This is a genomic window from Streptomyces sp. NPDC030798 (assembly GCF_055572275.1).
This window is the reverse complement of the sequence record NZ_JBVIDR010000007.1, coordinates 254,171-281,045: the sequence shown is the minus strand read 5'-3', so window position 1 is coordinate 281,045 and position 26,875 is coordinate 254,171. Positions and strand designations below refer to the sequence as shown.

24 protein-coding genes are annotated in these 26,875 nt (G+C 71.5%); 13 read left to right on the top strand and 11 right to left on the bottom strand.

The genetic code is table 11. The features are described 5' to 3' along the window. Positions 1-45: 45 nt before the first annotated feature. The gene (gene sufB / locus ACZ404_RS18565; protein ID WP_468441097.1) at positions 46-1,467 is read right to left on the bottom strand and encodes a Fe-S cluster assembly protein SufB; all 1,422 of its coding nucleotides are present in this window, start codon (positions 1,465-1,467) and stop codon (positions 46-48) included. Then, entirely contained in the window at positions 1,464-2,198 is a 735-nt protein-coding gene (locus tag ACZ404_RS18560) for a helix-turn-helix transcriptional regulator (protein ID WP_468441095.1), read from the bottom strand. Before ACZ404_RS18560 ends, sufB begins: the two co-directional genes overlap by 4 nt. 184 nt (positions 2,199-2,382) lie before the next feature. Between ACZ404_RS18560 and ACZ404_RS18555 the strand changes: the two genes are divergently transcribed. The 3 genes from ACZ404_RS18555 to ACZ404_RS18545 are packed head-to-tail and all read left to right on the top strand — an operon-like array spanning position 2,383 to position 5,130. After that, entirely contained in the window at positions 2,383-3,306 is a 924-nt protein-coding gene (locus ACZ404_RS18555; protein WP_468441093.1) for an ABC transporter ATP-binding protein, read from the top strand. Between the two features lie 50 nt (positions 3,307-3,356). Next, positions 3,357-4,073, top strand: coding sequence for an ABC transporter permease (locus ACZ404_RS18550; RefSeq protein WP_468441383.1), 717 nt, complete (start codon positions 3,357-3,359; stop codon positions 4,071-4,073). A 46-nt stretch (positions 4,074-4,119) separates the two neighbouring features. After that, positions 4,120-5,130, top strand: a complete 1,011-nt coding sequence (locus ACZ404_RS18545) for a COX15/CtaA family protein (RefSeq protein WP_468441091.1) — start codon at positions 4,120-4,122, stop codon at positions 5,128-5,130. A 55-nt stretch (positions 5,131-5,185) separates the two neighbouring features. Here ACZ404_RS18545 and ACZ404_RS18540 read toward each other — a convergent pair whose 3' ends face one another. The 4 genes from ACZ404_RS18540 to ACZ404_RS18525 all read right to left on the bottom strand — a co-directional run bounded on the left by ACZ404_RS18540 (position 5,186) and on the right by ACZ404_RS18525 (position 8,365). Then, positions 5,186-5,767: a nucleotidyltransferase gene (locus ACZ404_RS18540; RefSeq protein WP_468441089.1), complete on the bottom strand. Its 582-nt coding sequence runs from the start codon at positions 5,765-5,767 to the stop codon at positions 5,186-5,188. 18 nt (positions 5,768-5,785) lie between these two features. After that, positions 5,786-6,892: an amidohydrolase family protein gene (locus tag ACZ404_RS18535; RefSeq protein ID WP_468441087.1), complete on the bottom strand. Its 1,107-nt coding sequence runs from the start codon at positions 6,890-6,892 to the stop codon at positions 5,786-5,788. 102 nt (positions 6,893-6,994) lie between these two features. Continuing rightward, entirely contained in the window at positions 6,995-7,327 is a 333-nt protein-coding gene (locus ACZ404_RS18530) for a hypothetical protein (protein ID WP_468441084.1), read from the bottom strand. 69 nt (positions 7,328-7,396) lie between these two features. Then, entirely contained in the window at positions 7,397-8,365 is a 969-nt protein-coding gene (locus ACZ404_RS18525) for a heme o synthase (RefSeq protein ID WP_468441082.1), read from the bottom strand. Between the two features lie 389 nt (positions 8,366-8,754). Here ACZ404_RS18525 and tkt point away from each other — a divergent pair, with 389 nt between their 5' ends. The 7 genes from tkt (at position 8,755) to ACZ404_RS18490 (ending at position 16,485) form a co-directional block, all read left to right on the top strand. Next, on the top strand, positions 8,755-10,842 hold the full coding sequence (tkt, locus tag ACZ404_RS18520) for a transketolase (RefSeq protein ID WP_468441080.1): 2,088 nt from the start codon (positions 8,755-8,757) through the stop codon (positions 10,840-10,842). A 33-nt stretch (positions 10,843-10,875) separates the two neighbouring features. Beyond that, positions 10,876-11,994 carry a transaldolase gene (gene tal, locus ACZ404_RS18515; protein ID WP_468441078.1) on the top strand — a complete coding sequence of 373 codons (1,119 nt, stop codon included), beginning with the start codon at positions 10,876-10,878 and terminating at the stop codon, positions 11,992-11,994. Between the two features lies 1 nt (position 11,995). Next, positions 11,996-13,534: a glucose-6-phosphate dehydrogenase gene (gene zwf, locus ACZ404_RS18510; protein ID WP_468441076.1), complete on the top strand. Its 1,539-nt coding sequence runs from the start codon at positions 11,996-11,998 to the stop codon at positions 13,532-13,534. Further along, positions 13,531-14,562: a glucose-6-phosphate dehydrogenase assembly protein OpcA gene (gene opcA / locus ACZ404_RS18505; protein WP_468441074.1), complete on the top strand. Its 1,032-nt coding sequence runs from the start codon at positions 13,531-13,533 to the stop codon at positions 14,560-14,562. Before zwf ends, opcA begins: the two co-directional genes overlap by 4 nt. Next, on the top strand, positions 14,559-15,341 hold the full coding sequence (pgl, locus tag ACZ404_RS18500; RefSeq protein WP_468441072.1) for a 6-phosphogluconolactonase: 783 nt from the start codon (positions 14,559-14,561) through the stop codon (positions 15,339-15,341). Before opcA ends, pgl begins: the two co-directional genes overlap by 4 nt. Positions 15,342-15,514: 173 nt before the next feature. Beyond that, entirely contained in the window at positions 15,515-16,006 is a 492-nt protein-coding gene (locus ACZ404_RS18495) for a lamin tail domain-containing protein (RefSeq protein ID WP_468441070.1), read from the top strand. Between the two features lie 11 nt (positions 16,007-16,017). Then, positions 16,018-16,485: a hypothetical protein gene (locus ACZ404_RS18490; RefSeq protein ID WP_468441068.1), complete on the top strand. Its 468-nt coding sequence runs from the start codon at positions 16,018-16,020 to the stop codon at positions 16,483-16,485. A gap of 51 nt (positions 16,486-16,536) precedes the next feature. Here ACZ404_RS18490 and ACZ404_RS18485 read toward each other — a convergent pair whose 3' ends face one another. The 5 genes from ACZ404_RS18485 to ACZ404_RS18465 all read right to left on the bottom strand — a co-directional run bounded on the left by ACZ404_RS18485 (position 16,537) and on the right by ACZ404_RS18465 (position 23,149). Then, complete coding sequence (locus ACZ404_RS18485) at positions 16,537-17,376, bottom strand: carbohydrate ABC transporter permease (RefSeq protein ID WP_468441066.1); 840 nt, start codon at positions 17,374-17,376, stop codon at positions 16,537-16,539. Beyond that, positions 17,373-18,734 (bottom strand): ABC transporter permease, encoded by a 1,362-nt coding sequence (locus ACZ404_RS18480; RefSeq protein WP_468441064.1) that lies wholly within the window; start codon positions 18,732-18,734, stop codon positions 17,373-17,375. The genes ACZ404_RS18485 and ACZ404_RS18480 overlap by 4 nt, the downstream gene beginning before the upstream one ends. An 8-nt stretch (positions 18,735-18,742) precedes the next feature. Then, positions 18,743-20,068, bottom strand: coding sequence for an ABC transporter substrate-binding protein (locus tag ACZ404_RS18475; RefSeq protein WP_468441061.1), 1,326 nt, complete (start codon positions 20,066-20,068; stop codon positions 18,743-18,745). Between the two features lie 28 nt (positions 20,069-20,096). Continuing rightward, positions 20,097-21,743, bottom strand: coding sequence for a glycoside hydrolase family 13 protein (locus ACZ404_RS18470; RefSeq protein ID WP_468441059.1), 1,647 nt, complete (start codon positions 21,741-21,743; stop codon positions 20,097-20,099). A gap of 131 nt (positions 21,744-21,874) precedes the next feature. Continuing rightward, positions 21,875-23,149 carry an ABC transporter substrate-binding protein gene (locus tag ACZ404_RS18465; protein ID WP_468441057.1) on the bottom strand — a complete coding sequence of 425 codons (1,275 nt, stop codon included), beginning with the start codon at positions 23,147-23,149 and terminating at the stop codon, positions 21,875-21,877. Between the two features lie 115 nt (positions 23,150-23,264). On the opposite strand from ACZ404_RS18465, the gene ACZ404_RS18460 reads away from it, so the two are divergent. Genes ACZ404_RS18460 through ACZ404_RS18450 form a run of 3 tightly spaced genes read left to right on the top strand, consistent with a single transcriptional unit; the run spans position 23,265 to position 26,851 of the window. Continuing rightward, positions 23,265-23,780, top strand: coding sequence for a PadR family transcriptional regulator (locus ACZ404_RS18460; protein ID WP_468441055.1), 516 nt, complete (start codon positions 23,265-23,267; stop codon positions 23,778-23,780). Further along, entirely contained in the window at positions 23,777-24,529 is a 753-nt protein-coding gene (locus ACZ404_RS18455; protein ID WP_468441053.1) for an ABC transporter ATP-binding protein, read from the top strand. Before ACZ404_RS18460 ends, ACZ404_RS18455 begins: the two co-directional genes overlap by 4 nt. 39 nt (positions 24,530-24,568) lie before the next feature. Continuing rightward, positions 24,569-26,851 (top strand): FtsX-like permease family protein, encoded by a 2,283-nt coding sequence (locus ACZ404_RS18450; protein ID WP_468441051.1) that lies wholly within the window; start codon positions 24,569-24,571, stop codon positions 26,849-26,851. Positions 26,852-26,875 lie beyond the last annotated feature (24 nt).

The following is a 26,875-nucleotide window of genomic DNA, read 5'->3' as shown; positions in this document are numbered from 1 at the left end:
TGCTCTCTTTCTGAGTAAGACGTCTGCTGGCGATGGTCGGCGGTCTTAACCGACCGCGCCCTCCATCTGCAGCTCGATCAGCCGGTTGAGTTCCAGCGCGTACTCCATGGGCAGTTCCTTGGCGATCGGCTCGACGAAGCCGCGCACGATCATCGCCATCGCCTCGAACTCGGAGAGGCCGCGGCTCATCAGGTAGAAGAGCTGGTCCTCGGAGACCTTGGAGACGGTGGCCTCGTGGCCCATGGACACGTCGTCCTCGCGGACGTCGACGTACGGGTACGTGTCCGACCGGGAGACGGTGTCGACCAGCAGCGCGTCGCACAGCACGTTCGACTTCGACCCGGCGGCGCCCTCGCCGATCTCGATCAGACCGCGGTAGGACGTACGGCCGCCGCCGCGCGCGACCGACTTCGAGACGATGTTGGACGACGTGTTCGGCGCCATGTGGACCATCTTGGCGCCGGCGTCCTGGTGCTGGCCCTCGCCCGCGAAGGCGATGGAGAGGGTCTCGCCCTTGGCGTGCTCGCCCATCAGGTAGACGGCCGGGTACTTCATCGTCACCTTGGAGCCGATGTTGCCGTCGATCCACTCCATGGTCGCGCCCTCGTAGGCCACGGCGCGCTTGGTGACCAGGTTGTAGACGTTGTTCGACCAGTTCTGGATGGTCGTGTAGCGACAGCGGGCGTTCTTCTTGACGATGATCTCGACGACCGCGGAGTGCAGCGAGTCGCTCTTGTAGATCGGCGCCGTGCAGCCCTCGACGTAGTGCACGTAGGCACCTTCGTCGACGATGATCAGGGTCCGCTCGAACTGGCCCATGTTCTCCGTGTTGATCCGGAAGTAGGCCTGGAGCGGGATCTCGACGTGGACGCCCGGCGGGACGTAGATGAAGGAGCCGCCCGACCACACGGCGGTGTTCAGCGAGGCGAACTTGTTGTCACCGGCGGGGATGACGGTGCCGAAGTACTCCTTGAAGAGCTCCGGGTGCTCCTTCAGCGCCGTGTCGGTGTCCAGGAAGATGACGCCCTGCTCCTCCAGGTCCTCGCGGATCTGGTGGTAGACGACCTCCGACTCGTACTGGGCGGCGACACCGGCGACGAGGCGCTGCTTCTCGGCCTCGGGGATGCCCAGCTTGTCGTAGGTGTTCTTGATGTCCTCGGGCAGGTCCTCCCAGGACTCCGCCTGCTTCTCCGTGGAGCGCACGAAGTACTTGATGTTGTCGAAGTCGATGCCCGACAGGTCCGAGCCCCAGTTCGGCATGGGCTTCTTCTCGAAGAGCTTCAGGCCCTTCAGGCGCAGCTTCGTCATCCACTCCGGCTCGGACTTCTTCGCCGAGATGTCGCGGACGACGTCCTCGTTCAGGCCGCGCCGGGCGGAGGCACCGGCCACGTCGGAGTCGGCCCAGCCGTATTCGTACTTGCCCAGGCCCTCCAGCTCAGGGTGGGCAGTCTCCGTGGGGAGAGTCATGCGGGGTTCCTCCCGGCCGTGCTTGCAGGTGCGTCAGTGGATGTCTTGGGAATGAACGTCGTGCAGACGCCGTCGCCGTGCGCGATGGTCGCCAGTCGCTGGACGTGAGTACCCAGCAGCTCGGCGAAGATCTCCGTCTCCGCCTCGCACAGCTGGGGGAACTGCTCCGCGACGTGGGCGACCGGGCAGTGGTGCTGGCAGAGCTGCTCGCCGACCGGTGCGCTGCGCGCCGTAGCAGCGTACCCGTCCGCGCTCAGGGCCTTGGCCAGCGCTTCGGCGCGTTTGTCCGGTGTCACGGCCTCGATCGCCTTGCGGTACGCACTCGCCTGGGCGGCGATCCGGGCCCGCGCGAACGCGCCGACCGCCTCCTGGCCGCCCTCCCGCTCGGCGATCCAGCGCAGCGCGTCCGCCGCCAGCTTGTCGTACGACTGGTCGAAGGCGTCGCGGCCGCAGTCCGTGAGCGCGAAGACCTTGGCGGGGCGGCCACGCGTGCGCGTGCCGTACACCCGCTGTTCGCGGGCCTCCACGACGTCGTCCGCGACCAGCGCGTCCAGGTGACGCCGGACGGCCGCCTGGGTGAGTCCCAGCCGGCCGGCGAGTTCGGCGACGGTCGAGGGCCCGTGGTCCAGGATGGACCGCGCGACCCGGTTGCGCGTGGAGCGCTCCCCGGTCGCGAACTCCTCCTGCGGGGCCCCCGTGGGGGTCTCCCGAGCCTCGCCGACGTTTTTCACAACGCCATTGTTGCGTAATTCCGCGGAGGCAGGCAAGCGCCGTTCGGATCACTGCATGGTGCCCTGCGTCACTTAGGCGAACCTAATCCGACCTGCGGAAACGATCTTTGATCGATCATCCGGTCGAGGGAGTGGCACCACCCGGCGCTCCGGCCCGCAAGCGGTCTCCCTAGACTCTGGGGCCATGCGAAGTGACCCGGTGGTCCAGGTCCAGGCCCTGGTGAAGCGGTACGGCACGAAGACCGCGGTGGACGGCCTCGACCTGGTGGCCGAGGCGGGCGTGACCGCCGTGCTCGGCCCGAACGGTGCGGGCAAGACGACCACGGTCGAGACCTGCGAGGGGTACCGGAAGCCGGATTCCGGCACGGTGCGCGTCCTGGGCCTCGACCCGGTCCGGCAGTCCGCCGAGCTGCGTCCCCGTATCGGCGTGATGCTCCAGTCGGGTGGCGTGTACTCCGGCGCCAGAGCCGACGAGATGCTGCGGCACGTGGCCCGGCTGCATGCGCATCCGCTGGACGTGGACGCGCTGATCGAGCGGCTGGGGCTCGGCTCCTGCGGCCGGACGGGGTACCGGCGGCTGTCCGGCGGGCAGCAGCAGCGGCTCGCGCTGGCGATGGCGGTGGTGGGCCGGCCCGAGCTGGTCTTCCTCGACGAGCCGACCGCCGGCCTGGACCCGCAGGCCCGCCGGGCCACCTGGGACCTGGTGCGGGACCTGCGCGCCGACGGCGTCTCGGTCATCCTCACCACCCACTACATGGAGGAGGCCGAACAGCTCGCCGACGACGTGGCGATCATCGACGGCGGCCGGGTCATCGCCCAGGGCTCCCCGGAGCAGCTCTGCAAGGGCGGCGCCGAGAACACCCTGCGCTTCACCGGCCGCCCCGGTCTCGACGTGGGCTCCCTGCTCAAGGCCCTGCCGGCCGACTGCACCGCCGCCGAGCTGACCCCGGGCAGCTACCGGGTCGTCGGCAAGGTCGACCCGCAGCTGCTGGCCACGGTGACCTCCTGGTGCGCCCAGCACGGGGTGATGCCGGACCGCATCTCGGTGGAGCGGCACACTCTCGAGGACGTCTTTCTGGAGCTGACCGGCAAGGAGCTGCGCTCGTGACCACCGCGGGTACCTACACCCCGAAGCCCGGTGCCGCCCCGCTCCCCCGCATGATCGCGGCGCAGGCGGCGCTGGAGACCAGGATGCTGCTGCGCAACGGCGAGCAGCTGCTGCTGACGGTCGTCATCCCGACCCTGCTGCTGGTGCTGTTCAGCTCGGTGGACATCGTGGACACCGGCAGCGGCAAGGCGGTCGACTTCCTCGCGCCCGGCATCCTGGCGCTCGCCGTGATGTCGACGGCGTTCACCGGCCAGGCCATCGCGACCGGCTTCGAGCGCCGCTACGGCGTGCTGAAGCGGCTCGCCGCCTCCCCGCTGCCGCGCTGGGGCCTGATGACCGCCAAGACGGCGTCCGTGCTGGTCACCGAGGTGCTCCAGGTCGCGCTGCTGACCGCCATCGCCTTCGCCCTCGGCTGGTCCCCGCACGGCAACCCCGGTGCCGTGCTGCTCCTGCTGGTCCTCGGCACGGCCGCGTTCTCCGGGCTGGGGCTGCTGATGGCGGGCACCCTGAAGGCGGAGGCGACACTGGCCGCCGCCAACCTGGTCTTCCTGCTGCTGCTCGTCGGCGGCGGGGTCGTCGTCCCGCTGGAGAAGTTCGGCCCGGGCGGGCAGCACGTGCTCGGCCTGCTGCCCATCGCCGCCCTGTCCGACGGTCTGCGGGACGTGCTGCAGCACGGGGCCGGGACGCCGTGGGGCGACCTCGGGATCCTCGCCGTGTGGGCGGTCGTGGGGCTGGCCGCGGCCGGGAAGTTCTTCCGCTGGGAGTGAGGGCGCCGTGGACCCTCGTGAAAGTGTGCACAAGCAGCCGCCTACCATGGGGGGCGTGCCAAAGCTGACCCGCGCCGACGCCGTAGCGGCCCTGCGCAACCCGCTCTCCTTCATCGCCGGCCGCTGGACCCCGGATCCCCGGACGGTCCGGCGGGCGGCCCTGGCCGCGCTCGCCATGGCGGTGATCATCGTGGTCACCGGCGGCGCCGTCCGCCTGACCGGTTCGGGGCTGGGCTGCCCGACCTGGCCCACCTGCACCGACGACTCGCTGACCACCACCCGGGCCATGGGCTTCCACGGGGTGGTCGAGTTCAGCAACCGCATGCTGACGTACGTGCTGTGCGCCGCCGTCGGCTGGGCGATCATCGCCGCGCGCGCCGAGAAGCCCTGGCGGCGCAGCCTGACCCGGCTCGGCTGGGCGCAGTTCTGGGTGGTCATGGGCAACGCGGTACTGGGCGGCATCGTCGTCCTGGTGGGCCTGAACCCGTACACGGTGGCCGCGCACTTCCTGCTCTCCTCGGCGCTGATCGCCGTCGCCACGGTGATGTGGCAGCGCACGCGCGAGGGCGACGGGGCGCCGCGTCCGCTGGTCGGCAAGGCGGTGCAGCAGCTGGTGTGGTTCCTGGTGGCCGCCTCGGTGCTGCTGATCGCGGTCGGCACCGTGGTCACCGGTGCCGGTCCGCACGCGGGCGACTCCAAGGAGGTCGACCGCATCCCGATCGACTGGGAGACGGTCAGCAAGCTGCACGCGGTCCTGGCGTGGATCGTGGTGACCCTCACCTTCGCGCTGTGGTTCGTCCTGAAGGCGGTCGACGCCCCCAAGGGCCCCTTGGACCGCACCCGGGAGCTGTTCCTGATCCTCCTCGCCCAGGGGGTCATCGGCTACGTCCAGTACTTCACGCATCTGCCCGAGGCCCTCGTCGGCCTGCACATGCTCGGCTCCTGCCTGGTCTGGATCGGTGTGCTGCGCGTCCTGCTCGGGCTGCGCGAGCGCCCGGCGACCGACCTGGACCTGCCGGGCCCGTCGGCCGAGGTGCCGTTGAGCACACGGGCGTGAGTCAGCCGTGCGCGGCGACCAGGGCGTCGATCGCGGGGGCCCGGACAGGCCCGGGTCAGCTCGGCGCGCCGGGTGAGCCAGGCGTCGTCCGCGGGAGCGGGGTCCTCGTCACCCCGGCGGACGACGTCCTCGACGACCTCGGCGGGGGCACCGAGCACCGGTAGCCCGGCCGGCGCCTGCCGCTTCGGATCAGCCGCCCCTCGCGCAGGGTCACCGTGGCCCGGGCGAAGGTCAGCAGCCCCGGATCGACCCGGACGTCCTGCTGCCGCAGCCGGGCCCTGCCGACGGCGGGGCGCCAGTATTCCCGCTGGTCCCGTACGACGAAGCCGCGCAGCCGCTCGCGCGGCACCGGCGGGAGCAGCCCGGCCGGCGGCTCGCCGTGCAGCACCCGGCCGAAGCCGTGCAGCTCGCATCGAGGTGACCGGCGTGACCGCGCCCTGGTGAGGTGCGGGCGCTGGGCTTCGTCCGGCGTGGCCGGCGTGAGACAGCTGCAGTGGAGCTTCGCGGCGAGGGGCGAGGTGCGCGGCCTCTGGTGCGGCACGGCCACCCGCCAGGCGTGCCGCGGACCCGGCGGAACCGGCAAGACGGCGATCAGGTCCAGGTCGCCGCGGCCTCCTGGTGGGGAGGTGGTCGGCATTCGTTCCGTCCGGGCGGCTCACCCCAGTCCGTACACCCGGTGCGCGTTGGCCGACGCCACCATGCGGGCCACCCGCTGGGCGTCCCCCAGGGACCAGGCGCCCTCGGCGACCCAGGTGCCGAGGACGCGGCCGAGGGACTCGCGGAACAGGCGGGCGCCGACCACGTGCAGTTCGGGCAGGCCGTGGGCGCCGCTGGAGAAGAGGATCTTGCCGAAGGGGGCCAGTTCCAGGATCTCGGCGAGGACCGTGGCCGCCCGGGCGCCGGTGCGGACCAGGGCGGCGCCCGAGTCGGCGTACACGTGCGGGAAGACGCCGGCCAGATGGGCGGCGTGGCGGTGGTACGGGTAGCCGTGCAGCAGGATCAGGTCGGTGCCGAGCCCCGCGGTGGCCCGGACGAAGCCGGTGAGCAGCACGGGGTCGGTCCGGTCGATGCGGGAGCCCGGCTCGCCGAGCCCGGCGTGCAGCTGGAGGGGCAGCCCGGAGGCGACCGCGATCCACAGCAGGTGCCGCAGCAGGACGGGGTCGGTCAGTTCGCCGCCGACCCGGCGCCCGGCCAGCCAGCGGCCCGCCGCGCCCCGCACCTCGCCCGGCCCGGGCGGCTCGGGGGTCAGCGCCAGACCGTGCCTGAGCCCCGCGACGGAGGTGAAGGCGACGGCGTGCGCGGCCGCCGCGTGCACCGACTCGGCGAGGTTGGCCAGGAAGGACTCGACCGTGCCGGAGGTGTCGGCGACCTGCTCGGCGAGGAGTTCCAGGCGGACGATCTCACGCGCCTCGGCGGCGCCGTCGCAGGCCATCTCGGCGGGGCCGGTCAGGTCGCCGGGAAGGCCGGTGTCGACCAGGTAGGTGGTGATGCCGGTGCCGCGCAGCAGCCTGCGGCCGGCCTCCAGGGCGCCCAGTTCCCGGCGCCGGGCGAGATAGAGGGCCGGCGGGCAGTGCGGTTCGAGGCCGAGCAGGGGCGGACACCAGCGGCGTACGGCGAAGCCCGTCTGCGTGTCGAAGAGGGTGGTGCCCGCGGCGGGGGGTCCCTCGGTGCGGGCCAGCTGGGCCTCGAACGTGCCGAGGCCCAGTTCCGTCCGCAGTACGCCGTGGCAGTACTGGTCCACGAGGGACGGCGTCTCGATCATCCGGATTCCCCCTGACAGGACCGACTGGGCGTTGTCCCGGGGCCGTCCCGGAAACGAACGGCCCCCACGGTCCTAACGGGTGAACCCGGTGACAGGTGTTGCTCAGGAGTTGCCCGGGCCGCCGACCTGGATGCCCGCCATGCGCTTCCACTCGTACGGCCCCGTCCGCACCTTCGCCGCGAGCTCGCCGTCGAAGCTCTCGTGGACGGTGATGCCGGCCTTCTCGGCGGCCTGTGCGGCGACGGCCGTGCTGGGGGCCACCAGGTCGCCCCAGCCGCCGTCCTCACCGACGAGGACGATGCGGGCGCCGCGCTCGCCGATGTAGGCCACCTGGCCCTCGGCTCCGCCGTGCGCCTTGGAGAAGGCACTGATCTGCCGGGCGAGCTTGGCCACCGTGCGCTCGGCCCTCGCGTCAACCTGCTGCGTGTCTGCCATGACCAGGATGCTACTCAGCGGTAGATCGGCTGGCGAGGGCAGGGCACTGTGACCTGTGCCCGCCCCGGGTCAGCGCAGGAAGGGGTCCACCGCGATCGCGACGAACAGCAGCGAGACGTAGGTGATCGACCAGTGGAAGAGCCGCATCTCCTTCAGTTTCGCGCCGGTCACCTCCGCCCGGGCCCGGTTCTGCAGCGCGTGCGCCTCCCACAGCCACCAGCCGCCCGCGGCCAGCGCGACGGCCGTGTAGAACCAGCCGGTGTAGCCGAGCGGGGTGAGCAGCAGGGAGACCAGCACCATCACCCAGCTGTAGATCACGATCTGCCGGGCGACGACCTTGTTGGAGGCGATCACCGGCAGCATCGGCACGCCCACGCGCGCGTAGTCCTCCTTGACCTTCATGGACAGCGGCCAGTAGTGCGGCGGCGTCCAGAAGAAGATCACCATGAAGAGGATGAACGGCGCCCAGGAGAGCGAGTTCGTCACGGCCGACCAGCCGATCAGCACCGGCATGCAGCCCGCGATGCCGCCCCACACGATGTTCTGCGAGGTACGCCGCTTGAGCAGCATCGTGTAGACGACGACGTAGAAGAGAAGCGCGCCGAGGGACAGCCAGGCGCTCAGCCAGTTGACGGTGAGGCCGAACAGCAGCGTGGAGACCACGGCCAGGGTGATGCCGAAGGCCAGGCACTCGCGCGGGCTGACCATGCCGGTCACCAGCGGCCGCTGCGAGGTGCGGTCCATCAGGGCGTCGATGTCCCGGTCGATGTACATGTTCAGGGCGTTGGCGCCGCCCGCGGAGAGATAGCCGCCGAGGCAGGTGAGCAGGACCAGCCCGAGGTCGGGCACGCCCCGCTGCGCCAGGAACATCACCGGAACGGTCGTGATGAGGAGCAGCTCGATGATCCGCGGCTTGGTCAGCGCCACGAACGCCTTGACACGGGCCCCGAACGGCCGGTGAACCGGGCTTTGGCTCGCACCGAGCACCCCCGCTGGACGGGATTCGACGGCCGTCACGCACACCCCTGACAGAGACATCCCAGCGAGCCCTCCCGTGTGGAGTGCCGGTGAAGGCTCGCGCGTACCACGCCACTTTAGACGTTGCCCATACCCCGCCCTTCGCGGGGGTGGGGGTCGTGTTGGCGCAGGGCGATTCCGAGGGCGATTGGGAGGGCCCATTCGAGGTGCCGTACCACTCGATTGAGCAGTCAGATGAGCGCCTCCGTATTCATGTGCCGAATGCGCTGTCGCCCAGTCGGGAGGCGGATGTCAGAGAGTCCCGGCAGTCTGGAATGACGCGAAAAAACGCACGTACTTGCGGGGGTAGGCTCAGCAGCGGCCGGTGGGCACAAATGCACCGGCCGGCCGGGGTGGGCGCGTGCCCCGACGACCGGCGACCGACATGTGGAGAGGAGCCCTGAGCCAGGGTGAGCACCAAGCCGACCACCACAGACCTTGACTGGACCGAGCTGGACCAGCGGGCCGTGGACACTGCCCGTGTCCTGGCCGCCGATGCCGTACAGAAGGTCGGCAACGGCCATCCCGGTACGGCGATGAGCCTGGCCCCGGCCGCCTACACCCTCTTCCAGAAGGTGATGCGGCACGACCCGGCCGACCCGGAGTGGGTCGGACGCGACCGCTTCGTGCTGTCCGCCGGGCATTCGTCCCTGACCCTCTACACGCAGCTCTACCTGGCCGGCTTCGGCCTGGAGCTGGACGACCTGAAGGCCTTCAGGACCTGGGGTTCGAAGACCCCCGGCCACCCGGAGTACGGGCACACCAAGGGTGTCGAGACGACGACCGGCCCGCTGGGCCAGGGCGTGGCCAACGCGGTGGGCATGGCGATGGCCGCCCGCTACGAGCGCGGTCTGTTCGACCCGGAGGCGGCGCCGGGCGAGTCCCCGTTCGACCACTTCGTCTACTGCATCGCCGGCGACGGCTGCCTGCAGGAGGGCATCTCCGCGGAGGCGTCCTCGCTGGCCGGGCACCAGAAGCTCGGCAATCTGATCCTGCTGTGGGACGACAACCACATCTCGATCGAGGGCGACACCGAGACGGCCGTCTCCGAGGACACCGTCAAGCGGTACGAGGCTTATGGCTGGCATGTGCAGCGCGTCGCCCCGAAGCCGGACGGCGACCTGGACCCGCACGCCCTCTACAACGCCATCGAGGCCGCGAAGAAGGTCACCGACCGGCCGTCGTTCATCGCGATGCGCTCGATCATCGCCTGGCCCGCCCCGAACGCGCAGAACACCGAGGCCGCCCACGGCTCGGCGCTGGGCGAGGAGGAGGTCGCGGCCACCAAGCGCGTCCTGGGCTTCGACCCGGAGAAGACGTTCGAGGTCGCCGACGAGGTCATCGCCCACACCCGCAAGGCGCTGGAGCGCGGCGGCCAGGCCAAGGCGGAGTGGGAGAAGTCCCTGCAGCTGTGGCGCGACAACAACGCCGAGCGGGCCGCCGAGTTCGACCGGATCAGCAGGGGCGAGCTGCCCACCGGCTGGGAGGAGAAGCTCCCGGTCTTCGAGACGGGCAAGGCCATCGCGACGCGTGCCGCCTCCGGCAAGGTGCTGCAGGCGCTCGGCGCGGTCATCCCCGAGCTGTGGGGCGGCTCGGCCGACCTCGCGGGGTCGAACAACACCACGATCGACAAGGACAGCTCCTTCCTGCCCGAGGGCAACCCGCTGCCCGAGGCCGACCCGTACGGCCGCACGATCCACTTCGGCATCCGCGAGCACTCCATGGGCGCCGAGATGAACGGCATCGCCCTGCACGGCAACACCCGGATCTACGGCGGCACCTTCCTCGTCTTCTCCGACTACATGCGCAACGCGGTGCGCCTGTCGGCCCTGATGCACCTGCCGGTGACGTACGTGTGGACGCACGACTCCATCGGCCTGGGCGAGGACGGCCCCACCCACCAGCCCGTCGAGCACCTGGCCTCGCTGCGCGCGATCCCCGGCCTGAACATCGTCCGCCCGGCGGACGCCAACGAGACCGCGATCGCCTGGCGCGAGATCCTGGGGCGCTACACCAAGGAGTTCGGCAAGGGCCAGCCGCACGGCCTGGCGCTGACCCGCCAGGGCGTGCCGACCTACGAGCCCAACGAGGACGCGGCCAAGGGCGGTTACGTCCTGTTCGACGCCGAGGGCGGCGAGGCGCAGGTCATCCTGATCGCGACCGGTTCCGAGGTGCACGTGGCCGTGGAGGCGCGCGAGCAGCTCCAGGCCGAGGGGGTGCCCACCCGGGTCGTGTCGATGCCGTCGGTGGAGTGGTTCGAGCAGCAGGACCAGGGGTACCGGGACTCCGTGCTGCCGCCGTCCGTGAAGGCCCGGGTCGCCGTGGAGGCGGGTGTCGGCCTGACCTGGCACAAGTACGTGGGGGACGCGGGCCGCATCGTCTCCCTGGAGCACTTCGGCGCCTCCGCGGACGCAAAGGTGCTCTTCAAGGAGTTCGGTTTCACCGCCGAGAACGTGGCCGCGAAGGCCCGGGAATCCCTCGCCGACGCCCAGCGCTGACGCTCATACACGACACGTAGGAGATGTAATTCCATGACAGACGCACTCAAGCGCCTCTCCGAGGAAGGCGTCGCGATCTGGCTGGACGACCTGTCGCGCAAGCGGATCACGTCCGGCAACCTCGCCGAGCTGATCGACCAGCAGCACGTCGTGGGCGTCACCACCAACCCGACGATCTTCCAGAAGGCGATCTCGCAGGGCGACGGCTACGACCAGCAGCTGTCCGACCTCGCCGCCCGCAAGGTCACCGTCGAAGAGGCCATCCGCATGATCACCACGGCGGACGTCCGCGACGCCGCCGACATCCTGCGCCCGGTCTACGACGCGACCGACGGCCAGGACGGCCGGGTCTCCATCGAGGTCGACCCGCGCCTGGCGCACGACACCAAGGCGACGGTCGCCGAGGCCAAGCAGCTCGCCTGGCTGGTGGACCGCCCCAACACCCTGATCAAGATCCCGGCCACCCGGGCGGGCCTGCCGGCGATCGCCGAGACGATCGGCCACGGCATCAGCGTCAACGTCACGCTGATCTTCTCGCTGGAGCGCTACCGCGCGGTCATGGACGCCTTCCTGACCGGCCTGGAGAAGGCCAGGGAACGCGGCCTGGACCTCTCCAAGATCCACTCGGTGGCGTCCTTCTTCGTGTCCCGCGTGGACACGGAGATCGACCGCCGCATCGACGAGCTGGGCACCGACGAGGCCAGGGCACTGCGCGGCAAGGCGGGCGTGGCCAACGCGCGCCTGGCCTACCAGGCGTACGAGGAGGTCTTCTCCTCCGACCGCTGGAGCACGCTGGAGAACGCGGGCGCGAACAAGCAGCGTCCGCTGTGGGCCTCCACGGGTGTCAAGGACAAGACGCTCAAGGACACCATGTACGTCGAGGAACTCGTCGCGCCGAACACGGTCAACACCATGCCCGAGGCCACCCTCGAGGCGACCGAGGACCACGGTGAGATCCGCGGCGACGCCGTCCGGGGCACCTACGAGCAGGCCCGGGCCGACCTGGACGCGCTGGAGAAGCTCGGCATCTCCTACGACGACGTCGTGCAGGTGCTCGAGGACGAGGGCGTGGAGAAGTTCGAGGCGTCCTGGAGCGACCTGCTGAAGTCGACCGAGGCCGAGCTCGAGCGCCTCGCCCCCGCGGAGGGCTGAGTTGTCACCCCATTCCGGTTCCGGAGCGAACCCGCTTCGTGACCCCGCCGACCGACGGCTCCCGCGCATCGCGGGGCCGTCGGGCCTGGTGATCTTCGGTGTCACGGGCGACCTGTCGCGCAAGAAGCTGATGCCCGCGGTGTACGACCTCGCCAACCGGGGTCTGCTGCCGCCGGGCTTCTCGCTGGTGGGCTTCGCCCGCCGCGAGTGGGAGAACGAGGACTTCGCCCAGGAGGTCCACGACGCCGTCAAGGCGCACGCCCGTACGCCGTTCCGCGAGGAGGTCTGGCAGCAGCTCATCCAGGGGATGCGCTTCGTCCAGGGCACCTTCGACGACGACGAGGCCTTCGAGCGGCTGCGGGGCACCATCGAGGAGCTGGACAAGGCGCAGGGCACGGGCGGCAACTTCGCCTTCTACCTGTCGGTGCCGCCCCGCTCCTTCCCGGTGGTCATCCAGCAGCTGAAGAAGCACGGGCTGGCCGACCAGACGGGTGGTTCCTGGCGGCGCGCGGTCATCGAGAAGCCGTTCGGCCACGACCTGAAGTCGGCCGAGGAGCTGAACAAGGTCGTGCACGAGGTGTTCTCGTCGGACCAGGTGTTCCGCATCGACCACTACCTGGGCAAGGAGACCGTCCAGAACATCCTGGCGCTGCGGTTCGCCAACACGATGTTCGAACCGATCTGGAACCGGTCCTTCGTGGACCATGTGCAGATCACCATGGCCGAGGACATCGGCATCGGCGGCCGGGCCGGCTACTACGACGGCATCGGCGCCGCCCGTGACGTCATCCAGAACCACCTGCTGCAGCTGCTCGCGCTGACCGCGATGGAGGAGCCCGCCTCCTTCGACGCCGACGCGCTGGCCGCGGAGAAGACCAAGGTGCTCGGTGCCGTGCGGCTGCCGAAGGACCTGGGCCGCTCCACGGTCCGCGGGCAGTACGCGGCGGGCTGGCAGGGCGGCGAGAAGGTCATCGGCTACCTCGAGGAAGACGGCATCGACCCGAAGTCGAAGACCGACACCTACGCGGCCGTGAAGCTGGAGATCGACAACCGCCGCTGGGCGGGCGTCCCCTTCTATCTGCGCACCGGCAAGCGGCTCGGGCGCCGGGTCACCGAGATCGCGGTCGTCTTCCAGCGGGCACCGCACTCCCCCTTCGACCACACGGCGACGGAGGAGCTCGGCTCCAACGCGGTCGTCATCCGGGTCCAGCCCGACGAGGGCATCACGGTCCGCTTCGGCTCCAAGGTGCCGGGCACCTCGATGGAGATCCGGGACGTGTCCATGGACTTCGCCTACGGCGAGTCGTTCACGGAGTCCAGCCCGGAGGCGTACGAGCGGCTGATCCTGGACGTGCTGCTGGGCGACGCCAACCTCTTCCCGCGCACGGAGGAGGTCGAGCTGTCCTGGCAGATCCTCGACCCGGTCGAGGAGTACTGGGACAAGCACGGCAGGCCCGCGCAGTACAAGTCGGGCACCTGGGGACCGGCCGAGGCGGACGAGATGCTCGCACGAGACGGACGGAGCTGGCGCCGGCCATGAAGATAGACCTGACGGACACCACCGCCGGCGCGATCAACAAGGCGCTCGTGCAGGGCCGCCGGGCCATCGGCACCCCGGCCGTCGGCATGGTGCTGACCCTCGTCATCGTCACCGACGAGGAGAACGCCTACGACGCGCTCAAGGCCGCCAACGACGCCTCGCGCGAGCATCCCTCGCGCACGCTGGTGGTCATCAAGCGCGTCTCCCGCTCCCCGCGCGACCGCACGTCCTCGCGGCTGGACGCCGAGGTGCGGGTGGGCGCGGACGCGGGCACCGGCGAGACGGTCGTGCTCCGGCTGTACGGCGAGGTCGTCGACCACGCCGACTCGGTGGTGCTGCCGCTGCTGCTGCCGGACGCCCCGGTGGTCGTCTGGTGGCCGGTGAACGCGCCGCTCGACCCGGCCAAGGACCCGCTGGGCGCGCTGGCCCAGCGCCGGGTCACCGACACCTACGCGGCCGAGCAGCCGGTGCGGGAGCTGTCCGCCCGGGCCGAAACCTACACGCCGGGGGACACCGACCTGTCCTGGACCCGGATCACTCCCTGGCGCTCGATGCTCGCGGCGGCGCTGGACCAGGTGAACTGCGCGGTGCAGGCCGTCGAGGTGGAGGGCGAGGAGTTCAACCCGAGCTGCGAGCTGCTGGCGATGTGGCTCGCGGACCGGCTGGACGTGCCGGTGCGGCGCTCCCTCTCGGCGGGGCCGGGGCTGACGGCGGTGCGCATGGAGACCGACTGCGGCCCGATCGTCCTGGACCGGGCGGACGGCTCGCTGGCCACCCTGACCATCGAGGGCCAGCCGGCCCGGGCGGTGGCGCTCAAGCGGCGGGACACCGCCGAGCTGATCGCGGAGGAGCTGCGCCGGCTGGACCCGGACGACACCTACGCGTCGGCGCTGCGCTACGGCGTGGAGCGGCTGAACCCGCAGGCCGCCGAACCGGTCGCGGTACCGGAACCGGTGGCGGAGGCGGCCAAGGCTCCCGCGAAGAAGGCGGCGAGGAAGGCCCCGGCGAAGAAGGCGGCGGCGAAGTGAGCACTCCCCAGCTGGTCGTGCACCGCGACAAGGAGCTGATGGCGCAGGCCGCCGCGGCCCGTCTGATCACGAAGATCGTGGACGCGCAGGCCTCCCGGGGCCATGCGTCCGTGGTCCTCACCGGCGGCCGCAACGGCAACGGGCTGCTGGCCGCGCTGGCGGCGGCGCCCGCCCGGGACGCCGTCGACTGGGGGCGTCTGGACCTGTGGTGGGGCGACGAGCGCTACCTGCCCGAGGGCGACCCGGAGCGCAATGTGACGCAGGCCCGCGAGGCCCTGCTGGACTCCGTGCCGCTGGACCCGCAGCGGGTGCACGCCATGCCCGCGTCGGACGGGCCGTACGGCACGGACGTGGAGGCGGCGGCGGAGGCGTACGCGGCGGAGCTGGCGAAGGCGGCCGGGCCGGAGAACCACAGTTCGGTGCCCGCCTTCGACGTGCTGATGCTGGGCGTCGGGCCGGACACCCATGTGGCCTCGCTGTTCCCGGAGTTGCCCGCGGTCCGGGAGACGGAGCGGACGGTGGTGGGCGTCCACGGCGCGCCGAAGCCGCCGCCGACCCGGATCTCCCTCACCCTGCCCGCGATCCGTTCGGCCCGCGAGGTGTGGCTGCTCGCGGCCGGTGAGGACAAGGCGCGGGCCGCGGCGATCGCCCTGTCGGGCGCGGGCGAGGTCCAGGCGCCGGCGGCGGGCGCGTACGGCCGGCAGCGCACGCTGTGGCTGCTGGACGCGGCCGCGGCCTCGCAGCTGCCGCGCTCGCTGTATCCGCCGGCGTCCCCGTGACGCATGCTCCACCCTGACGAACGGGGGCGGCGAGGGATTCCCTTGCCGCCCCCGTCGCGTCGGTGACACCCCCTCAGCCGGGGCTTCACATTTTCTGCACGGTACGTCCATGTACCGCTCATCTTTTGTGTAAGCTCCTGGCCGCATCACTCGCACCATCGAGGGGGGACCTCATGCGCATACGCTCGGCACTCGCCGTCACCGCCGCGGCCGGAACGCTCGCCGTTCTCGCCACCACCCCGGCCCAGGCCACCGAGTACTCCTCCGCCCTGAAGATCAGGGGCGTCCAGTACGACGCTCCGGGGCCGGACTCCAACAACTGCACCACGGGCAACAGCAAGAGCGAGTACGTGACGATCAAGAACTACTCGCGCACGGCGACCGTGAACCTCAAGGGGTACGTCGTCAAGGACGCCGCCGGCAACCACTTCACGTTCCCGGCCAACCACTACCTCCAGCCCGGCGACTACGTGAAGCTGCGCGGTGGCCACGGCACCGACTCGGACGCGAACAACGTCGTCTACCGCCAGAACTGCAACTTCCTCTGGAACAACGACAAGGACACGATCCGCCTCTACAAGCCCTCCGGCGCCCACGCGGACACCCACGCCTACACCAAGTACGACGACGGCGACCGCAACGGCTACATCGCCTTCCACGGCTGAGGGCGCGTCACATGAGGAGCGCGGAACCGGCGGCCGGCATACGGCCGCCGCACCGGCGGGGGCGTGTCCGGGCCGCCGTGGTGGCCCTGGTCGCGGTCGCCGCGGCCGGCTGCTCGCAGTCCGGGCACGGGGAGACCGCGGCAGCGCACACGGTCCGGCCGACGGTCACCACGACCGTCACCGCGACGGCCACCGTGACCGCCAACCCCGAGCCCGCGCCCACGGTCACGAGGACGAAGACCGTCCACAGGCCCGGACCCACGGTCACCGTGACCAGGCGCGTCTCCGCCGCGTCCGGCGCCACCCGCACCGACAGCGGCAGCGGCGGCACGTGCTCCATCGTGTCGAACGCGGGGAACTGCTACCGGGCGGGCCAGTTCTGCCGCAGCAGCGACCACGGAGCCCTGACGACCACGGCGAGCGGCAGCCGGATCAGGTGCGCCTACAGCTCCCACGCGTGGCGCTGGACGTACGCCTGACGGGGAGGCGGCCGGACCACCGGCCGCCTCCCCGTCCCCCTTCGGGCGGGGTCACTTGACCGACCCCGCCATCACCCCCTGCACGAAGTGGCGCTGGAAGGCGAAGAAGACCACGACCGGGACGATCAGGGAGAGGAAGGCGCCCGGAGCCAGGACGTCGATGTTGCTGCCGAACTGGCGGATCTGGGACTGGAGTTCCACGGTCAGCGGCTGGGAGGAGCTGTCGGCGAACAGGAGGGCCACCAGCATGTCGTTCCAGACCCAGAGGAACTGGAAGATGGCGAGCGAGGCGATGGCCGGGCGGCCGACCGGCAGCACCAGCCGGGTGAAGATGCGCCACTCGCTGCCACCGTCCATGCGGGCCGCCTCCAGCATCTCCTTCGGCATCTCCGCGAAGTAGTTCCGCAGCAGGAACACCGCGAACGGCAGGCCGTAGGCCACGTGGAAGAGGACCACCCCCGGGATGGTGCCGAACAGGCCCAGTTCCCCGAAGAGTTTGGCCACCGGGAGCAGGCCGATCTGGACGGGCACCACCAGCAGCGCCACCACCAGCATGAACAGCGGCTCGCGGAGCGGGAAGTCCAGCCAGGCGAAGGCGTATCCGGCGAGGGCCGCGATGACCACCACGAGCACCGTCGCCGGCACCGAGATCAGCACGGTGTTCCAGAACGCCTGGGTGATCCCCGCGTTCTTCAGCAGGGCCGTGTAGTTGTCGAAGGACAGCTGACCGGGGCTCGCCAGCGCCGTCCACCAACCGCCCTTCGCGGTGTCCTGGGCGGAGCGGAGGGAGGAGAGGAACAGGCCGGCCAGCGGGGTCAGCCAGACCAGGCCGATCAGCACCAGGAAGGCCTGCACGAGACCGTTGCTCAAAGAGCGCCGCAGGGCGTTCATCGCTGGCTCCTTCGGAAACGGCGGACGTTGAAGACCATCGCGGGGACCACCAGCAGCAGCAGGAGCACGCCCAGCGCGCTGCCGAGACCCTGGTTGTTGCCCCCGCCGAAGGACACCAGCCACATCTGGGTGGCGAGGACGGTGGCGTCCTCCTGCACCGGCCCCGGCGCGATGATGTAGACGAGGTCGAAGACCTTCATCACGTTGATGACCAGGGTCACGAAGACGACCGTCAGCACGGGCGCCAGCAGCGGGACGGTGATCCGGCGGAAGATCTGCCACTCGTTCGCGCCGTCCATCCGGGCCGCCTCCAGCGCGTCCCGCGGCAGGGTCGCGAGCCCCGCGCCGATCAGCACCATCGCGAAGCCGGTCCAGATCCACAGGTAGGCGCCGATGATCGCCGGGGTGACGAGCGTCGGTCCGAGCCAGGAGACGCCCTGGTAGGGCGGCGCGAAGTTCGAGGCGGGCAGCTTCACCGTGTAGGAGCCCTTCGCCAGCCCCGCGAAGCGGAAGGAGCCGTCGGACCCGGTGGTGGTGCTCGCCACCGACCGCCCGTCGCGCAGCGCCTCGACCTTCATGCCGGGCAGCCCGCTCTCCTTGGCGTCGACCTTGCCCTGCCTGCCTCCCCCGCCGGGCGTGAAGTCCAGGTAGACGACACCGCGCAGTTCACCGGCGCCGGCCTTCCGCTCCGCCGCCGGGCGGGCGGGCGAGGCGTCCCGGGGCAGATCCTCGGGGAGTACGCCGACCAGGCCGAGCGCCGTGGTGTCTCCCGGCGACACGCTCCGGGTCGTGAGGTAGGAGCCGTCGCGCCCCTGCTCCAGGCCGTGTCCGTCGCGCGCCCGTGCCGTCGGGTACGACGAGGTCCCGGCGAAGGCGTCGTGGACGGAGACCACGGCCGCGTTGAGGACACCCTTGTCCGGGTCCTCGTCGTAGGCGAGCCGGAAGATGATGCCGGCCGCGAGGAAGGAGACCGCCATCGGCATGAACAGCAGCAGCTTGAACGCGGTGGCCCAGCGGACCTTCTCCACCAGGACGGCCAGGATCAGACCGAGGCCGGTGAGCAGGGCCGGGGCCACGACCACCCAGATCGTGGTGTTGCGGATGGCCTTCAGCGTCGCCGGGTCGCGGAACATCTCGGCGTAGTTGTCGCCGCCGACGAACCGGGTGCCGGAGGCGTCGAAGAAGCTGCGGCCGACGGAGAACAGCACCGGATAGACGACGAGCGCGCCGAGCAGGAGCAGGGCGGGGAGGACGAAGAGCAGGGCGACGCTGCGGGCGCGCCGCCGGCTGCGGCGCCCGCGCGCCACGCCGGCGGCCCGGGAGCCCGCCTCCTTGCGTACGAGTGTGGTGGCGGTCATCGATCCGCTCAGTCCTGGTAGGCCTTGGCGGCCGCGGCCTCGAGCTTCGCCGCGGTGCCCTTGGGGTCGGACGGGTCGCGCAGGAAGTCCTGCAGCAGCTTCCACTCGCCCGCGCCCTTGGTGCCGCCGAAGGCCGCCGGGGCCTGGTCGGACATGTCGAAGCGGACCGAGTCGCCGGCGCCGATCAGGGACTTGGCGGTCGCCCGCGTCACGTCGTCGCCGTAGGAGGCGAGGTCGACCTTCTTGTTCGGGGACAGGAAGCCGCCCGCCTTCGCCCACACGGCCGCCGCCTCGGGCGTGGCCAGGTACTCGAGCAGCTTCATGCCGGCCCCGGCGTTCTTGCCGTCCTTCAGCACGACGGCCGCGTCGCCGCCGCTGACGACCGGTGCCGTGCCGCCGTCGACCGACGGGAACGGGAAGAAGTCGGCGTCCTTGCCGATGGTCCTGCCGAACTGGTCGTGCGCGACCCCGGCGACGAAGTCGCCCTCGTAGACCATGCCGGCCTCGGGCTTGGGTCCGAACACCTTCTCCACCGAGCCCGGGAAGTCGGTGTTCAGCGCCTCCTTCTGACCGCCCGCGATCAGCTGCTTGTCCTTGAACAGCTTGCCCAGGGTGCCGAGCGCCTTGACCACGCTGGCGTCGGTCCACTTGAGCTTGTGCGCGGCGAGGGCGTCGTACTTCTGGGGGCCGGCCTGGGAGAGGTAGATGTTCTCGAACCAGTCGGTGAGGGTCCAGCCGTCCTGCCCGGCGACGGAGAAGGCCGCGAGGCCGGAGTCGGAGACGGTGTGCCCGGCCTTGAGCATCGCGTCGTACGTCTTCGGCGGCTTGACCCCGGCCTGGGCGAGGGCGTCGGGGCTGTACCAGACGGTCGACTTGTGGGCGGCCTTGAAGTACAGGCCGTAGAGGGTGCCGTCGACGCTGCCGTACTTCTTCCACACGGGCGCGTAGTTGGCGTCCACCGCGTGCCGGGTGGTGCCGGACAGCGGCTTGAGCCAGCCCTTCTTCGCGAACTGCTGCAGGACGCCGACCTGCGGGACCATGACGACGTCGGGCGCGTTGCCGCCCTCGATCTTGCTGCCGACGACCGTGGAGACGTTGTCGCCAGTGGAGATGAACTGCGTCTTGGCGCCGGTCTTGGCGGTGAACGCGTCCAGCACCTTCTGGAAGTTCTTCTGCTCGCTGCCGGTCCAGACGCCGGCCACGGTGACCGTCTGGCCGCTGAGCGCCTTGTCGCCGCCGCCGGCCGAGACGGGGCCGCCGCCGCAGGCGGTCGCGCCGAGCGCCAGGGCGAGGGCGGTGCAGCCGGTGAGCAGGGTGGTACGTCGTCGCATCATCGTTGATGTCCCTTCAACAGGTGGGTGATCACAGGTCGGTGAGCCACCAGGCCGCCGTGGAGCCGGGCAGGACGCCGGCCGGGCAGGGCCCGCTGGACAGCAGGGGGGTGCCGGAGACCGGCGCGGGGGTGGGGGCCGTACCGAAGTTGACGGCGCAGACCAGGCCGTCGCCGCGGGCGAAGCCGAGGACGCCGGGCGGGGTGTCCAGCCAGCGCAGCGTGCCCTCCCCCAACTGGGGCAGGGAGTGGCGCAGTTGGAGGCCGTCGCGGTAGAGGTGCCAGAAGGAGCGGGTGTCGGCGAGGGCGCGGTCGGTGGCGTACTCGGCGAAGTACTCCGGCTGCGGCAGCCAGGGCTTGGCGCCCTCGGCTCCGGAGGTGAAGCCGAACGGGGAGGCCTGTCCCGACCAGGGCAGCGGCACCCTGCAGCCGTCGCGGATGCGGGCGCGGCTGCCGGTGCGGCGGAAGATGGGGTCGGTGAGGACGTCGTCGGGCAGGTCGACGACCTCGGGCAGGCCCAGTTCCTCGCCCTGGTAGATGTACGCGGCGCCGGGCAGCGCCAGCATCAGCAGCGCGGCGGCGCGGGCGCGGGCGGTGCCGAGGCCGCTGCCCTGCGGGGTGGGTTCGCCGTAGCGGGTGACGGTGCGGACCTGGTCGTGGTTGTTGAGGACCCAGGTGACGGTCGAGCCGGTGCCGGCGATGTCCTGCATGGCCTCGGAGATGACCTTGCGGAAGGCGTCGGGGTCCCAGGGGGCGCTGAGCAGGTCGAAGAAGAAGGCCTGGTGGAGCTCGTCCGGGCGGACGTACTGGGCGTGTTCGCGGGCGGTGGGGACGGAGACCTCGCCGACGAGGAGGCGTTCGCGGCCGTCGCGGGCGGCGTACTCCTCGCACAGGGAGCGCCACTGCCGCCACACCTCGTGCACCTCGGGCTGGTTCCAGGCGAGCGGGTTGACCGAGTCGCGGGTGCGGGCGTCGGCCTCCGGGTCGTCGGAGTCGGGCAGCTCGGGGTGCTTGTAGAGGCCGGCGGCGACGTCGATGCGGAAGCCGTCCACACCCCGGTCGAGCCAGAAGCGCAGGACGCGCTCGAACTCGGCGGGGATCTCGGGGTTGCGCCAGTTCCAGTCGGGCTGTTCGGGCGTGAACATGTGCAGGTACCACTGGCCGTCGCCGACCCGGGTCCAGGCGGGGCCGCCGAACATGGCGTGCCAGTTGTTGGGCGGCTCCTCGCCGTCCGCTCCGCGGCCGTCGGCGAAGTGGAAGCGGGCGCGGGCCGGGCTGCCGGGCGCGCTGTCCAGGGCCTCGCGGAACCAGGGGTGCTCGCTGGAGCAGTGGTTGGGGACGATGTCGAGGAGCACCTTGATGCCGAGCCGCCGGGCGGCGGCCATCAGCAGGTCGAACTCGGCGAGATCGCCGAAGAGCGGGTCGACGCCGCAGTAGTCGGCCACGTCGTAGCCGTGGTCGTGCTGGGGCGAGGGGTAGAAGGGGCTCAGCCAGATCCCGTCGACGCCGAGCTTCTTCAGGTACGGCAGCCCGGCGCGGACGCCGGCCAGGTCGCCGATGCCGTCTCCGGTGCTGTCGAGGAAGCTGCGGACGTAGACCTGGTAGATCACCGCGTCACGCCACCAATGATGCCTGTTCAACCCTGGGGCCTGTCTCTGTGAAGGGCAGCAGTTATGCATGCATGTTAAGTAGGCGCGTCGTAAGGGTGTCAATGAAAAGAACAGAAGCTACCGGGGAGTTGGCCGCGCAAATACGGACTTACCAGGGCAGAAGGAAGGCAGATGAGATGTCCGCGTTACTTAACAAGTAACTATCGACGGGCGACGGCGTCGAGTTCCCGGGCCAGTCGCCGCACCGCCGCGGCGGGCGTCTCGTGACCGGTGAGCGCGTCGTGCACGACCGCCTGCACCACCAGGCTCACCTGGTCGTAGTGCGGGCTCTTGGGACGCGCTGAGGCATGCTCGACGGCGGTGCGCAGGGTCGGCAGATAGGGGAACCGCCGTATCAGAGCGGGGTCGTCGTAGAGGGCGGCGCGCACGGGAGGCAGCGCGCCCCGGGTGAGCACCTCGCGCTGGACGGGCGCGCTCGTGAGGTAGGCGATGAGGCGCTCGGCGGAGGCGGGGTGCCGGGTGTGGGTGTTGACGGCCAGGTTGGAGCCGCCGAGGACGCTCTTCCCGGGCCCGTGCGGCCCCGGCAGCGGTACGGCGCCGATCTTCCCGGCGACCTTGGAGCCCTTGGCCGAGGCGACGGCATAGGCGTAGGGCCAGTTGCGCAGGAAGAGCAGCCGGCCGGCCTGGAAGGCGTCCTTGGACTCCTCCTCCTTGTACGTCAGCGCCTCCTTCGGTATCCAGCCCTCCCTGAAGCCCCGGGCGAGGAAGCCGATGCCCTCGCGCGCGGCGTCGGAGTCGACGGTGACACGGGTGCCCTCGCCGCCGAGGATGCTGCCGCCCGCCGAGTAGACGGCCTCGGCGGCGTTGACGGTGAGGCCCTCGTAGGGCAGGAACTGACCCGCATAGCCGTCCAGGCCGTACTTCGGCGCGATGGTCTTCGCGTCGTGCTCCAGCTCGGCCCAGGTGCGCGGGGGCGGCACGCCCTCCTTGGCCAGGACGTCCTTGCGGTACAGCAGCAGCCCGGCGTTGGTGACGTAGGGCACGGCGTACAGACGCCCGTCGTAGGTGGCCGTGCCGACGACCGGATCCAGGAAACTCTGCAGCGGGAAGCGGCCCGGCGGCAGCGGGCGGATCCAGCCGGCAGCGGCGAACTCCGAGGTCCAGTTGACGTCGATGTTCAGCACGTCGAACCGGCCCCGGTCGCCGCCGCGCAGGTCGGTGGTCATCTGCGCATGGGTCTCGTCGGCGGAGTCCGGCAGCTCGACGAGGGTGACCTTCTCGCCGGGGTGGGTCCGGTTCCAGCCCTGCAGCAGCGGTCCGAGATAGCCGGTGAGGTCACCGGCGGTGGCCAGGGTCAGCGGGCCACGTCCGCCGCCCGCCTCCGCCTCTCCGGGACGGACCCCGGAGGCGACGTACCCGGTCATGATCACGACGAGTACGAGGAGACCCCTACCCGCGGCGCGCATCCACCGCATAGGTTCCTCCTTGCACACTGGCGCCTTCGCCGGCATCAAGGGCCATGTATACCTGTTAGGTATGGGCGATACTAGGGCCTGGAGCACATTGTGAGCAGACAGGAGGAGAGCACGAGTGCGCCTGCCCCTCCTGGCACTCCTCGCGCGCGGCCCCGCCCACGGCTACGAGCTGAAGCAGGACCTTGAGCAACTGCTGGGGTCCGCGTACCCTCAGCCGAACGTCGGCCAGATCTACGTCACCCTCGGCCGCCTCGAGAAGTCGGGGCTGATCGAGGGCGAGGACGTCGAGCAGTCGAGCCGGCCCAACAAGAAGGTCTACCACCTCACCGACGCCGGGCGGGAAGCGCTGCACGCCTGGTTCGAGGAGACCGAGGACGAGCCGCGGGTGCGGGACGAGTTCTTCATGAAGCTCGCCCTCGCCCCGCAGACCGGTCTCGCCGACCAGATCGCCCTCATCAACAAGCAGCGGCGCCAGTACCTCAACACCATGCGCAACCTGTCGAAACTGTCCGCGGCCGAGAACCGGGACAACCGCATCGCCCAGCTGCTCATCGAGGGCGCCATGCTGCATCTGCAGGCCGACCTCGACTGGCTGGAGCGGTGCCAGGAGGAACTGGAGGAGCTGGAGTGAGCGACGGCTCTGCCGTTCCCGTGCTGCGTGCCGAGGGCCTGGTGAAGACCCACTACGGCGAGGGCGCCCCCGCACGCGCCGTGCGCGGGGTCGACCTGAGCGTGGCGCGCGGCGAGTTCGTGGCGGTCACCGGACCGTCCGGCGCCGGGAAGTCCACGCTGCTGCACCTGCTCGGCGGCCTGCAGCGGCCGGACAAGGGCAGCATCTGGCTGGACGGCCGGTGCACGGACTCCTTCGGCGAGGCCCGCTGGGCGGTGGAGCGCCGCAAGGCGATCGGCATCGTCTTCCAGTTCTTCAACCTGGTGTCGAACCTGTCCGTCGCCGACAACGTCGAGCTGCCCGCCCTGCTCGCCGGAGTCCCGCCGAAGCGGGCCCGCGCCGAGCGCGAGGAGCTGCTGGCCGAGCTGGGGCTGGAGGGCAAGGAACGCAGCATGCCGGGCGAGCTGTCCGGCGGTGAGCAGCAGCGGGTCGCGCTGGCCCGCGCCCTGGTCAACCATCCGCCGCTGCTGCTGGCGGACGAGCCCGCCGGCAGCCTGGACAGCAAGGGCACCCGCGAAGTGATGCGGCTTCTGTCCCGCTTCCACGGCCGGGGGCAGAGCATCGTGCTCGTCACGCACGACGCCCGGCTGGCGAGCGCCGCGGACCGGGTGATCAGCTTCTTCGACGGCCGCATAGCCGACGACGCCGCGCTGGACGGCACCCCGTCCCGCAAGCCCGGGACCTCGGGCGTGCTGGAGCTGAGGGACTGATCCGGATGCACGACCGTCCCACGACCGGAGGCTGAGCGCATGCGAGCCACCCTGCGCTGGGCCCACTCCGATCTGCGCGCGCACCGCGGCGAGGCGCTGTTCATCACGCTCGCCACGGCGGGCATCGTCGCCTCGCTGCTGCTGGCCGCCGCCCTGTTCGGCTATGCCACCAACCCCTGGCAGCGGGTCTTCACCCAGGTGCGCGGGGCGCACGTGTGGATCCACACGGCCGCCGGCGCCGACGCCGGCAAGCTCGCCCGGGTGAACGGCGTGGAGTCCGTCGCCGGGCCGTACCCCACCGAGTCCGTCACCGTCGCCTCCCGCGGCACCCGGGCCGCCGTCGAACTGCGCGGCACCCCGCGCCTGCCCTCGATCGGCGGCCCGCTGCTCACCGCGGGGCGCTGGCTGGACCGGGACGAGCCGGACGGCGTGGTCCTGGAGAGCCGGCTCGCCCGGGCCCTGCTGGTCGAGCCCGGCGACACCCTCACCCTGCCGGGCACGGCCCGCACGCTGACCGTCGAGGGCGTCGCCGACAGCGCCGAGCCGGGGTACAGCCCGGGTGCGCAGCCGGGGCTCGTCTGGGCGCTGCCGTCCGCCGTGCGCGCCCCGAACGGCCAGGTGACCGGGTTGCGCCTGAGCGATCCGGCCGACACGGACTACGTGGTGCAGCGTGCCGTGACCGTGCTGGGCGCGAGCGCGGTCGGGGAGGTCTCCACCTGGCAGCAGGCCCGGGCCGCGGCGCAGGGCGACAACCGGCTGCTCGGCCAGGTGCTCGGGCTGTTCGGCCTGGGTGCCCTGGCGGCCGCGGGGCTGGCCGTGCACGGGGCGATCGGCACCCGGATCCGGGGCCATCTGCGGGACCTGTCGGTGCTGAAGGCCATCGGGTTCACGCCCGGCCAGGTGGTGCGGATCTTCCTGCTCCAGCATCTGGCGTACGCCGCGCTGGGGGCGGTGGCCGCCGCCGCGCTCACCGAGGGTCTGGGCAGCCGGATCCCGGGGCGGCTCGGGGACGCGGTGGGCGTCTGGCAGGGGCTGCCGGGGCGCACCGTGGCCCTGTTCGCGGTGCCGGTGGGCGCGGTGCTGTTCATCGGGCTGACGACGGGGCTCGCCGCCTGGCGGGCCGGCCGGATCTCCCCGGTGCCGGTGGCGCGTCCGTCGGCCGCGCCGGGCGCCCGGCTGACGGGCCTGGCCCGGCGGGCGCTGGGGCTGCGGCTGCCGGCCGCGCTGGTGCTGGGCTGCCACAAGGCGTTCGCGGGCCGGGGCCGGTCGCTGGCCGGGGTGGCCCGGCTGACGCTTCCGCTGCTGCTCGTCGTGGTGGCGCTCAGCGCGTGGACCACGCTCGACCGGTTCCACAGCAGCCCGCAGCGGATGGGCCTGCCCACGACCCTCACGGTCCGCGCGGACGACGGCATCAGCGACCCCGCCGTACGGTCCGTGCTGGCGGCGAACCCCGAGGTCGCCGACGCCTACCCCGGGGTGGAGGTGGCCGCGCTGCTCCCCGGCCAGACCGGCACCTTCGCCCTGCGCGGCGTCGGCACGGACGCCCGGCCCTATCCGAGCACGCTCGCCGAGGGCCGGGCCGCGCGGGGACCGGAGGAGGCGGTGGCCGGCCAGGGCCTGCTCGACCTGCTGCACCGCCGGGTCGGCGACTGGGTGCGGATCACGGTCGGTTCGCGGCCGCAGATCCTGCACATCGTGGGCCGCAGCATCGAGCCGCAGAACGCCGGCCGGGTGGTGACGACCTCCCTGGACACCCTGCGCGACTACGACCCGGAGCTGTCCCCCGCCTTCTACGAGCTCCGGCTGCGCCCGGGCGCCGACCCGCAGCGGGTCGCCTCGGCGCTCGCGGCGGCCGGCGGCGGGCATCTGGAGGTGCACCCGGTGACGAATCCGGCCGACGGGCTCTCCCCGCTGCGCGCGGTCGTCGCCGGGCTGATCGCCGTGCTCGCGCTCATCGGGCTCGTCGACCTGCTCACCGCGATCGGCGGCAGTGTCCGCGAGGGCGAGCGGGACGTACTGGCGCTGCGGGCGATCGGCATGTCCCCCCGCCAGATCACCGCGATCACCGTCACGGCGACGACCTGTACGGCGCTGGCGGCGGTCGTCGCCGCTACGGCGCTGGGGCTGCCGCTGGCCCGCCGGCTGATCGACGCCCAGGGCGACTCCAGCGGCATCGGCGCGGGGATCGCCCAGGCGCCCCCGGCCGGCCTGCTGCTCCTGCTGGGTGCGGGCGCGGTCCTGGGCGCCGCCGCCCTCGCCGCCCTTCCGGCGGCCCGTGCGGCCCGGCGGCGCCTGGCCGACACGCTGAGCGCGGTGACCTGACGCCGGACCGGGCACGCCCGAGGA